The organism is Oscillatoria salina IIICB1 (assembly GCF_020144665.1).
Lineage (GTDB): Bacteria > Cyanobacteriota > Cyanobacteriia > Cyanobacteriales > SIO1D9 > IIICB1.
Genome location: NZ_JAAHBQ010000066.1, coordinates 20,871 through 31,864, shown reverse-complemented (window position 1 = coordinate 31,864; position 10,994 = coordinate 20,871). Strand labels below are relative to the sequence as shown.

Here is a 10,994-nt window from a genome sequence, read left to right as displayed (position 1 = left end):
ATATGATTGCTAACTAAGTTATGTATTTGGTGTTGAGGCGTTTTGTTTGCCTCGCCATTTATAACTTAACAAGTTTATTTAGTTTTGTAAAGGGTTTTTGTAAAATTTTTTTTCTTTTATCGCCAAAGGAATAGTCTCGTGGTAAGACTAGACTCGTCCTGGAAAGCTCAGGTTAAGCTAGAGTCGTGAATTAAACGAATCGTCAGACGAGGATGAGCGAAGACAAAATCGTTACCTATAGCCCAGCTTATACAATTGTCCCGACCTACGAATGCTTTAATCGCTGTAGCTACTGCAATTTTCGCGTTGACCCAGGGAAAAGTCCTTGGCTGAGTGTCGCGGCAGCCGCAAGTAAGTTAAAATCGCTTCAGGGAAGTGGAGTTTGGGAAATTCTCATTCTTAGCGGTGAGGTACATCCTTTAAGTAAGCGAAGACAAGCTTGGCTGGATCTTATTTATGATATCTGCAAAGTGGCTCTAGAGTTAGGCTTTTTACCTCATACGAATGTGGGACCGTTAAGTTTTGCAGAGATGAGTAAGTTAAAGCAGGTGAATGTCTCGATGGGGTTAATGTTAGAGGAGTTAACCCCAAAACTGCTAGCAACAGTACATCAACACGCACCGAGTAAAGTTCCCGAATGGAGACATCAACAGTTAAAATGGGCAGGGGAGTTAAAAATTCCCTTTACTACGGGTTTGTTGTTGGGAATAGGGGAAACAGAAACAGACCGAGAAGAAACCTTACAGGCGATCGCGCAATTGCAGCAAACTTGGGGTAATATCCAAGAGGTGATTCTCCAACCTTATAGTCCGGGTACGAAGGAAAGTTTGCAGAATCTTGGCTTTAATTTATCTAAGTTACCAGAAGTTGTCGCTACTGCTCGCCAAATTCTCCCATCTAGTATTAAGATACAAATTCCGCCAAATTTAGTCAGAAAACCAAGTTTATTACTCGAATGTCTGGTTGCTGGGGCGCGAGACTTAGGTGGAATTAGTCCCATTGATGAAGTAAATCCCGATTATCCTCATATTCAGCATAAATCTCTGAGGGAAATTTTGTCACCTGCGGGCTGGGAATTAGTTCCCCGTTTGCCTGTTTATCCGCAATACTATAAATGGTTAGATGGTAAGCTGCAAGCAGTTGTAAGTAGGAACCACAGATAAACGCAGATAAACGCAGATGGGTTTAGATGAATGTTTAATTATTTTTAGTCGTTATCCGGAAGCGGGAAAAACGAAAACTAGGATGATACCTGTGTTGGGGGCTGAGGGTGCGGCTGAACTTCAGCGTCAGATGACAGAGTATACTGTAAAAGAGGCGATCGCATTCCAAAGTTTACGCCGAGTTCAGATCCAACTATACTTTGCTGGTGGATCTTCTGAGTTAATGCAAGCTTGGTTGGGTGCTAATTTAGTTTATCATCCTCAGAGTAACGGGGATCTAGGTTCTCGTATGGCGATCGCTTTTCAACAAGCTTTTGCTACTGGAATGAGACGGGTAGTAATCATTGGAATTGATTGTCCTGATTGCAACTCAATTGTGTTAGCATCTGCGTTTGAGATGCTACAACAACAAGATTTAGTTTTGGGACCTGCCGCCGATGGAGGTTATTATTTAATTGGTTTGCAGCGTTTAATTCCCGAATTGTTTATCGGTGTTAACTGGGGTACTGCGTCAGTTTTGTCACAAACTCAAGCTATTGCAGAGAAGCTAAATTTAGCCGTCGGTTATCTTCCTTTACTTAATGATGTTGACCGTCCCGAAGATTTGTCAATCTGGAAACGATATCGCAAGTAATCAGTTAACAGTAATCAGTTATCAGTTATCAGTTATCAGTTACCAGATGTCAATAAAGATGAGGGAGTCGGACATAATGAGGGGAGACAAAGAGAAATTAGGGGATAAACTGATAAATACAGGTACTTGCTAACTGTTCACTGTTGACTGATTACTGAACCCAATCACCAATCACCAATCACCAATCCCAAATTTTCTCTTAAAAAAGCGATACAACTGCCAAAAAACATCTTTTTTTTGCCGAGAATATTATAGAGAGACAAAAAGTATAACGAGGTGAAAATTTGATGAACAAACAACTTTTGCGTTTAGTCGCAGCAGTAGTTTTAGCAGGAGGAAGCTTACTTACTCTGGAAACTGGATTGCCTTGCTTCTATTCTAATCCTGTTTTGGCACAAGGCAGAGAAAAATTAGCCGCCGAAGATGTTTACGAACAAGCTAGCGAAGCGGTAGTGACGATTTATACTGGTAGAGGTAGCGGTAGTGGCTTTATTATTAGTGCTGATGGCTTGGTTTTAACTAATTCTCATGTAGTCGAAAATGCTCCCAGAACTGTTACTGTAGTCTTAAAAGATGGAACCCGACTTCCTGCGGAAGTTGTGGCTTTTGGGGATAAGAATTTAGATTTAGCAGCCGTAAAAATTCGTTCGCAAGATAATCTCCCCACTATTCCTCTTGCTACGGCTAATTCAGTACGAGTGGGTTCGGAAGTGTATGCTATTGGTAGTCCTTTTGGCAAATTTTCAGGGACTTTTACTAGGGGAATTGTCAGTCGTTTGGATGAAGAAGAAAAGCAAATTCAACACGATGCAGCAATTAATCCTGGTAATTCTGGCGGACCTTTGTTGAATGCTTTTGGGGAAGCAATTGGAGTTAATACGGCTTTTTACTCTTCTCGAAGTAGGAATACTGGAATTAGTTTTGCGATTAATTTAGAACAGGTAGAATCTTTTTTGGTAGCTGTTCAATCTGGGGAAACACCACGTTTATCTGCTTGGAAAAATTCGACTTCACCTCGTAGTTTAACTTTGGATGGTGAGGTTGTTAATGGTAGTTTGCGCGATGGAGATGAAACTCTCTGGGATGAAAGTTTTTTTGATGTTTATAGTTTTGAGGGTTGGGCTGGTCAACAGGTAATAATTGAAATGGTTAGTTGGGAACTCGATCCTTATTTGATTTTGCTTAATTCTGATGGGACGATTTTGACTAAAAATGATGATTGGCGACCGGGCGATCCTAATGCCAGAATTATAATTACTTTACCAGAGGATGGTACTTATACGGTGGTTGTTAGCACTTTTAAGTCGGAACAATCGGGGGATTACACTTTGCGGGCTTATAATTAGGGAATTGGGGATTATCAGTTACCAGTTATCAGTTATCACGTACCCGCATTTACCAGTTAATCTCCCAAATCTCCGAATTTTCCCAAATCGTCCTTGTCCCCCAAATCCCCAGTCCCCAGTCCCCAGTCCCCAGTTGTCAGTTAAGCTGATATAGTTGCTGGATTTTTTCGTTAGTGACTAATTTTCCATCTTGATAAACTTGCAATTCATCTTTGGATTTGTTTGATTTACCGTAGCCTGGAGGTTCGTACAAAAAGCTACCATTTTTAAAGCCGTTTGACCAAGAGACGGTAATACCATCTTCGGCATTTTTATTTTCACCGAGGTAAAATCTAGGTTTCCCATCTTTACCGCAGACTGCAAAGTTGAATTTGTCGGTTTCACCTAGTTGATAGAGTTCGGTATTTCCGGGACATTTGGCGAAGGCTGCTTCTGGTAGAATAGCAGATGCTTGGAAGTTGGGAATCACTCGATCTAAAGCCCCATTCTTATCTGAAGGATCTATTGGACAGTTATATTTGCCTTCGCTTTCGTTGTAAACTGGTTTTTGTCCGTCTTCGCAGTCGGGTTTGTTTTGTTCGGCTAATTGTTTACGCCATTTAGCGAGATATTCTTGTCCTTCTTGATAAGCTTTACTTTCGGAGTCGATTTCCCTAGCTTTGGCGATCGCGTTTTCTAATTCTCCTTGATCTGCTAATTCTTTCGCTTCTTTGAGTAACTCAATTCCCTTATCTTTGAGTTCGGCTAATTGTTTACGCCATTTAGCGAGATATTCTTGTCCTTCTTGATATGCTTTACTTTCGGAGTCGATTTCCCTAGCTTTAGCGATCGCGTTTTCTAATTCTCCTTGATCTGCTAATTCTTTCGCTTCTTTGAGTAACTCAATTCCCTTATCTTTGAGTTCGGCTAATTGTTTACGCCATTTAGCGAGATATTCTTGTCCTTCTTGATAAGCTTTACTTTCGGAGTCGATTTTATTCGCAGTTGCGATCGCGTTTTCCAATTCTCCTTGATCTGCTAATTCTTTCGCTTCTTTGAGTAACTCAATTCCTTCATCTTTGGGTTTCGGTGGAGTAACGTCGGGAACGATTTTCACTTCGATGTCTTGTTCTTCGAGACAATCATCCATCTCGGTTTCGTTAGTTATAACATCTCGATGCGCCCAACCGCGCTTACCTTCACCTAAATTTACTTCTACCCAACCGTTTTTGGTTTGCTTACCAGTAACGAGTAATTTCTCGTTGTTAGCGACACGAACAATACTATCATCATTAAAAGAAGCAGGCTGCGATCGCAAATTTCCCGTAGCTAACACAAAACATTCTTCTTCACCATTATCCCTCCGATCGATAGGATTTTGCCAAGAATTAACCGCTAAGCCACCTAAACCACCCACCAAAATCGCTGCTGTTAAACCCAAAACCCAAGGTAAAACTTTACTTTCCGGTTCCACTGGGGGAGGAGTCGCAGGAGAGGATCTTCTCGCGGCTGGTGAAATTGCTACCGTTGCGGAGGTACTCAGATTTTGTCGTCTGGGAGTGACTGGAGGAGATGGAGGAGTTTGCGGTTGCAGAGGCTGGTTTGCCACAATAGGAACTGGTGAATGTCCGGGATTAATTACCGTAGCTTGCAAATCAGTTTGTCCTAACTTGAGTCTGCTACCGTGACGCAAAGGAACTTCGACATTGGACAGAGGTTGTCCATTAACTACAGTTACACTATTTTGAGTTAGCGATCGCAACCAAAAACGCTGCTGTTGCGAGTCGAAAAATATCTCCGCATGAAGTCCCGATACCATTGGGTCTGACAAAACCAAGTCACAACGGGCAGGATCGCGTCCAATTCTAAATGTACCAGGATTTTTCCCGGTTTGTCCTTCGCGAATCGTCCAACTGCGCGGTTGTCCGGCTTCTTCCCACTCTAAAATTAACTCATTAACCGCCACTGCGCCTGCTTGGGGAGGTTCGGTGGGTGGAATGGGAGTAAACTGTTTTTGCGAACCAGACAAAGCTTCTAAAACTTCACTTGCTGACTGATAGCGGTCTTTGAAATGGTAGCGTACCATCTTCGTCAAGACGCTAATTAAATCCGGACTTGCAGTAACTAAATTTTGCCAGAGAATTTCCCCTGTATCGGGATCTTCCGGCAAAAAAACTGGCATTTTCCCCGTTAACGCTTGAATGCAAATCATCCCCAAAGCATACAAGTCACTATTCGGACGTGGTGTACCTCTAGTTTGTTCTGTCGGCATATAACCAGGAGTCCCGATCGCTACAGTAACACTAAGTTCTCCTGATTCGGTAATTGTTTGGTTACGCAGTTGCTTAATCGCGCCAAAATCGATTAAAACTAATTTATCATCTGAACTGCGACGGATGAGGTTATCAGGTTTTAGATCCCGATGGATTACGCCTTGGCTATGAATAAAGTCGAGAGTTGGTAAAATTTCTTCAAGTAAGGCAATAACTTTGCTTTCCTCCCAAGGTTGATTCGGTGTCAGTTCCTTGGTGAGAGTATGTCCTTCAATATATTCTTGAACTAGATAAAATTGTTCATTTTCTTCAAAATAAGCCAGCAACCGAGGAATGCGATCGTGATTTCCTAAACTTTCGAGAGTTTCTGCTTCTTTTTGGAAGAATTTTCTCGCTGTTTCTAATACTTTTGGATTGTTAGAAGCAGGTTTGAGGTGTTTAACGACACAATGCGGGTTTCCGGGGCGATGAGTATCTTCAGCAATATAAGTTTGCCCAAAACCACCACCACCTAATTTCTCTAATACTCGGTAATGTCCGGCTAATAATTCCCCTATCATTTCTTGCTGTGCCATATCCGATCCTGGTTGCTCCGATCTTAATCTATTTCTTAGTCTCCTACGTGAAATCCGCAATATTTTTTCTTCTTGTGACAGTTTTTTGCTTTAGGGTTGCTAATGGTGGTTAAGGGTTACTGGTTGGTGGTTTGTGGTTTACTCGATTATGTCACTCGCGGAAATGTCACAAAAGCGAAAGAGTCTAAAAGTCTAGTAATTTCTCGTAGTCTCGAAAGTTATCCAAAATCAATCTTTGCAACTTTTCCCAAAAATTTAGTTTAACGCATGGAATGTGTCTAAAGTTAAAAAAACTCCCGTATTCATTGAGATTGTGATGATTGTAATTGATGAAATTTATCTAATAACCAATATACTTTACCTGTAATAGTTCTTCTTGAAATTACTTGACCAGAGGTGTATTCTATGCCATTAAATTTTTGAATAAGATAGCAAGTAGTAAAATTATCTGAACAGTGATAGTATGGACCAATAATATCTTTCCAACCGTTAGTTTTTTCGGGAGTAACTATCAAGCTACCATAAGTAATACGCTCGTAACGTAATTGTCTGTATCCTTGTGCAGATCCTTGAAAAATTAAAGCTATACAACCTCGTGAACCACATATTATTGAGTTTTGTACATATACTAAAGCTTCGGGATAGCCATCGTCATTAAGATCGACTGTATTATAAGAATATTGAATTGGAAATTCAGCGATCGAAAATCCCTCTCCAAAATTTTGAATTATTGCTTGTTCTAATTGGGGAGATCGATTTTTCTCGGCGGGTACATATTCAACTCTACTGATATCAATTCCCGGTACTTGAGGCAATCTTTGAATTTCTTGACTAAATCCTGATTTTGTAGTAGCAATAAAAGTTGTCACAATCGCTAAAACTAGAACATATTTAGACCATTTCATCTAACTTTCTCCTTCGTTCAGATAGCAGATTAATTTTACTTGCGAAATTTGAATTTAATTTAGGTTAATTAAGAGTTTCGGGATAACTATTTAGAGAAGTTTGACAGACACGATGAGCTACTCCTAATTGATTATAACGATGTTGAGATAAATTAGGTGAATTAATTTCATCAGGAAGACAAAGCAATTCAATAGTTCTCAATCCTATAATACCATCAGCTTGTAGATTATTGTCGCGCTGAAACCTTTTAATTGCTGCTTCAAGTTGTGAATTGAAAACGTCGTCATTGTTGCTAACGGGATATCCTTTATCTGTGAGTAAGCTAATTATACGTCCTATTGCTGGACCGCGATCGCCTAATCGATAGCAATAATTATCACTATTCGTACAGCGAGAATAATTTCGTTGAGATTGTGATGAATTTATAGTATGAAAATTTGCTGAAAGTAAAACGGCTTTCCCCGTAATAATTCTCCGAGAAATCAGTTCCGCAGACGAATATTTTCTTCCATCAAACTTTGTCATCATATAACAAAGATCGGCATAATCATATGGGGCTGGGCATCTATCAGCACCGATAATATCTTTCCAACCATTTGTTTTTTGTGGAGTAACTATCAAGCCACTAGATGGCGAAAGATTATCATAAATTACTTCTCCATATCCCTGTGGAAATCCTTGAAAAATTAAAGTTGGACAACCTGCTGAACCACAAAAGCTTGCAGTCTGGACATATACTAAAGCTTCGGGATAGCCATCGTCATTAAGATCGACTTTATTATAAGAGTATTCTAGTGAATTTTGAGAATTTAAAATGTCATTACCAAAATTCCTAATTATTGCTTGTTCTAATTGGGGAGATCGATTTTTCTCGACGGGTACATATTCGACTCTACTGATATCAATTCCCGGTACTTGAGGTAATCTTTGAGTTTCTTGACTGAATCCTGATTTTGTAGTCAAAATAAAAGTTGTCACAATCGCTAAAACTAGAACATATTTAACCCATCTCATCTAAATTTCTCCTTCGTTAAGATAGCAGCTTAATTTTCGTTAGAAAATTCCAATTTAATTCAGATTATGTAATTGATGAAATCTATCTAATAACAAATATACTTTACCTGTAATAGTGCTTCGTAAAATTACTTGAGCAAATGGATATTCTCTACCATTGAATCTTTTAATACTATAGCAGGTTTGACTAAAATTATCTGGACATCGATATGCACTAACAATATCTTTCCAACCATTAGTTTTTTGGGGAGTAACTATAAAGCCACCATAGGTAGTAAGATCGTAACGTAATTGTCTGTATCCTTGTGCAGATCCTTGGAAAATTAAAGTAGGACAACCTGCTGTTCCACATAGTCTTAAAGTTTGGACATATACTAAAGCTTCAGGGTAGCCATCGTCATTAAGATCGACTATGTTATAAGAATATTCAGTTGGATATTCAGGGTCTAAAACTTCTTCACCAAAATGCCTAATTATTGCTTGTTCTAATTGGGGAGATCGATTTTTTTCGGCGGGTACATATTCGACTCTACTGATATCAATTCCCGGTACTTGAGGCAATGCTTGAATTTCTTGACTAATACCTGATTTTGTGGTAATAAAAAAGGGTGTTGCCATTGCAGAAGCTAAAACATATTTGACCCATTTCATTTGAATTTTCCTCGGAAAAATGAATTAATAAGATCGTTAATTGTTTAGACAGAGTGTAAGGTTAATTACAAAGAATTGCCAGTCAAGAGCCGGACGCGATCGCGTAAAATAAATCATATCTGAATCACCGATAACTGGGTAGTATAAATGTGGTGTTATCCTCCAGCAAATTTAGCAATATCAAATCGGGAAGTGCATTTGTGGCGTGCTAATCTGGATTTATCGACTCAGGAGGTAGAAAAGCTAGCAACCTATCTTTCTGATGATGAGTTAGCTAGAGCAAGTCGATTTTATTTCGATCGCGATCGCCGTCGTTTTGTGGTCGGTAGAGGACGGTTACGACAGATTTTAGCTGGTTATGTCCAGCGAAAGCCAGCAGCTTTAGAATTTGTTTACACTGAGAAAGGTAAACCGAGTCTCAAAGATCGTGGTAATTACGGACAACTGGTGTTTAATTTGTCTCACTCGCAGGAATTAGTTGTGTATGCGGTGAGTTGCGATCGCGCGATCGGGATAGACTTAGAATATCTGCGATCGCTTCCTGATGCAGAAAAACTCGCACAACGCTTTTTTTCTCCCCAAGAAGCAGCGATAATTAATTCTCTTCCTCCGGAAAATCGACAATTAGCTTTTTTTTATGCTTGGACGAGTAAAGAAGCTTATTTGAAAGCTACTGGAGAAGGAATAACTAAATTAACCGATGTCGAAGTCTCAGTTTCGCTCACAGCACCAGCTATGCTCTTAAGTATCGACGGCTCTCGATCTTTAGTCAATCGTTGGTCATTGCAACGCTTGACACCAGCACCAAACTATGTAGCAACTTTAGCTGTTGAAGGAAGCGACTGGGAGCTAAATTATTTCCAACTTTTCTTTTGAAATTACTCATTAATCGAGCTAAAAAACAGAGTATAACAGAAGAAGTTAGGGTGACATCGCTATCTTTGGATGCTCTTGCACGCTCGCAAAGGATTTTTTGATGTTAGGCGACATTTCTTCACTACTCAACTCTTTTAAAGCTCGCTTATCGCGACGTATTGTTATTTGGGTTTTTGCTAGTATTGTTATCATCGAAATAATTATTTTAATTCCTTCTTACAAAAGAGAAGAAGCTCGCCAATTAAGACAGTTAGAAGAGATTTCTGCGGAAGTTGTTGACTCAATTGTCCGTTTGAGCGAACAACGAATGAGTCCCAAAATTTTCGAGAAAAAAATCCCGAAACTTACTCAAGGTTCGGAGATTATTTTAGGAGTGGCAATTTATGACGCTCGCGGAAAATTAGTGGGAATTCATGGTGAAGAACCAGCAATTACTTTTTCTGATTTGAAAGGTGCCGATCTTGTCCGTCAGCGTAGTTGGGATGGTAAGCGTTATGATGTTGCTCGTTCTTCGCAAAATTTAGGTATTGCTTGTTCGTTAGTCGTGCGACACGATGCTTCTAAAATTCAACAAAGTTTGTTATATTATACGCTTCGGATTGCAATTTTAGTTTTGTTGATTTCGGCTGTAGTCACAACAACAACTATGATTGTTTTAGGAGCAACGGTTATCGTTCCTATTCTCCGACTGCGCGACGATTTAATGTTAGTAGCAGATGCTTTAAAATCCGAACGCGATCGTCCTAATTTTTACTCATTGCAAGTTAAGCGGGCTGATGAATTAGGACAAGTTATGATTGCTTTTAATGAAATGTTTGAGCGAGTTGATTGGGAAATTAAGGAAAGAAAACAAACTGCGGATAAGTTGCGGGTTGAAAGAGAAAAATCCGAACAACTTTTACTGAATATTTTACCAGAACCGATTGCCGAACAGTTGAAACGAGGACAAGTTAATATTGCCGAAAGATTTAGCGAAGTAACGATCCTTTTTGCCGATTTGGTCGGTTTTACTGAGTTGTCTTCGCGGAAAAATCCGGAAGAATTAGTCAAGTTACTGAATGAGATTTTTTCGGCTTTCGATCGCTTTAGCGAAGAATACAAATTAGAAAAAATTAAGACGATTGGTGATGCTTATATGGTTGCTGGAGGTTTACCAATCCCCCGTCCAGATCATGCTGAAGCAATTGCTGAAATGGCGCTGAAAATGCAAGCAGAAATGCAAAAATTTAGCGCTAAACATGGTGAGGTATTTAATATTCGCGTGGGAATTAATACGGGAGAAGTAGTTGCTGGTGTAATTGGGACGAAAAAGTTTATTTATGACCTTTGGGGAGATGCAGTTAACACAGCGAGTCGCATGGAGTCTCACGGAATTCCTGGTGCTATTCAAGTTAGCGCTACAACTTATGAGATAATTAAAGATAAGTATGAATTTGAGGAACGAGGTTGTATCCTGGTTAAAGGCAAAGGTAAGATGATGACTTATCTTTTGTTAGCTAAGAAAGATTATTCGCCCGATCGCCTTAGTCTTAATTGATTTGTAGAAACTAGCATGGCTAGTCTCTACAAATGAAAGT

Annotated in this window: 9 protein-coding genes; 5 read left to right on the top strand and 4 right to left on the bottom strand. The window is 39.6% G+C overall.

What is annotated here, in order from left to right; all coding sequences use genetic code 11:
- Positions 1 to 212 precede the first annotated feature (212 nt).
- From cofG to G3T18_RS18520, 3 genes are all read left to right on the top strand, one after another.
- Complete coding sequence (cofG, locus tag G3T18_RS18530) at positions 213 to 1,163, top strand: 7,8-didemethyl-8-hydroxy-5-deazariboflavin synthase subunit CofG (RefSeq protein WP_224412069.1); 951 nt, start codon at positions 213 to 215, stop codon at positions 1,161 to 1,163.
- A 16-nt stretch (positions 1,164 to 1,179) separates the two neighbouring features.
- On the top strand, positions 1,180 to 1,797 hold the full coding sequence (locus G3T18_RS18525) for a TIGR04282 family arsenosugar biosynthesis glycosyltransferase (protein WP_224412068.1): 618 nt from the start codon (positions 1,180 to 1,182) through the stop codon (positions 1,795 to 1,797).
- Positions 1,798 to 2,084: 287 nt separating this feature from the next.
- On the top strand, positions 2,085 to 3,143 hold the full coding sequence (locus G3T18_RS18520; protein WP_224412067.1) for a trypsin-like peptidase domain-containing protein: 1,059 nt from the start codon (positions 2,085 to 2,087) through the stop codon (positions 3,141 to 3,143).
- Between the two features lie 136 nt (positions 3,144 to 3,279).
- On the opposite strand, the gene G3T18_RS18515 is transcribed toward G3T18_RS18520, so the two are convergent.
- The 4 genes from G3T18_RS18515 to G3T18_RS18500 form a co-directional block, all read right to left on the bottom strand.
- Positions 3,280 to 5,970: a protein kinase domain-containing protein gene (locus G3T18_RS18515; RefSeq protein ID WP_224412066.1), complete on the bottom strand. Its 2,691-nt coding sequence runs from the start codon at positions 5,968 to 5,970 to the stop codon at positions 3,280 to 3,282.
- Between the two features lie 302 nt (positions 5,971 to 6,272).
- A complete protein-coding gene (locus G3T18_RS18510; RefSeq protein WP_224412065.1) occupies positions 6,273 to 6,875 on the bottom strand; it encodes a hypothetical protein in 603 nt (200 codons plus the stop codon).
- A 64-nt stretch (positions 6,876 to 6,939) separates the two neighbouring features.
- Positions 6,940 to 7,890 (bottom strand): peptidoglycan-binding domain-containing protein, encoded by a 951-nt coding sequence (locus tag G3T18_RS18505; RefSeq protein WP_224412064.1) that lies wholly within the window; start codon positions 7,888 to 7,890, stop codon positions 6,940 to 6,942.
- 54 nt (positions 7,891 to 7,944) lie between these two features.
- Positions 7,945 to 8,541: a hypothetical protein gene (locus tag G3T18_RS18500; protein ID WP_224412063.1), complete on the bottom strand. Its 597-nt coding sequence runs from the start codon at positions 8,539 to 8,541 to the stop codon at positions 7,945 to 7,947.
- Between the two features lie 147 nt (positions 8,542 to 8,688).
- Between G3T18_RS18500 and G3T18_RS18495 the strand changes: the two genes are divergently transcribed.
- A complete protein-coding gene (locus tag G3T18_RS18495; RefSeq protein WP_224412062.1) occupies positions 8,689 to 9,417 on the top strand; it encodes a 4'-phosphopantetheinyl transferase family protein in 729 nt (242 codons plus the stop codon).
- Between the two features lie 100 nt (positions 9,418 to 9,517).
- Positions 9,518 to 10,954, top strand: coding sequence for an adenylate/guanylate cyclase domain-containing protein (locus G3T18_RS18490; protein WP_224412061.1), 1,437 nt, complete (start codon positions 9,518 to 9,520; stop codon positions 10,952 to 10,954).
- The last annotated feature ends 40 nt before the right edge of the window (positions 10,955 to 10,994 follow it).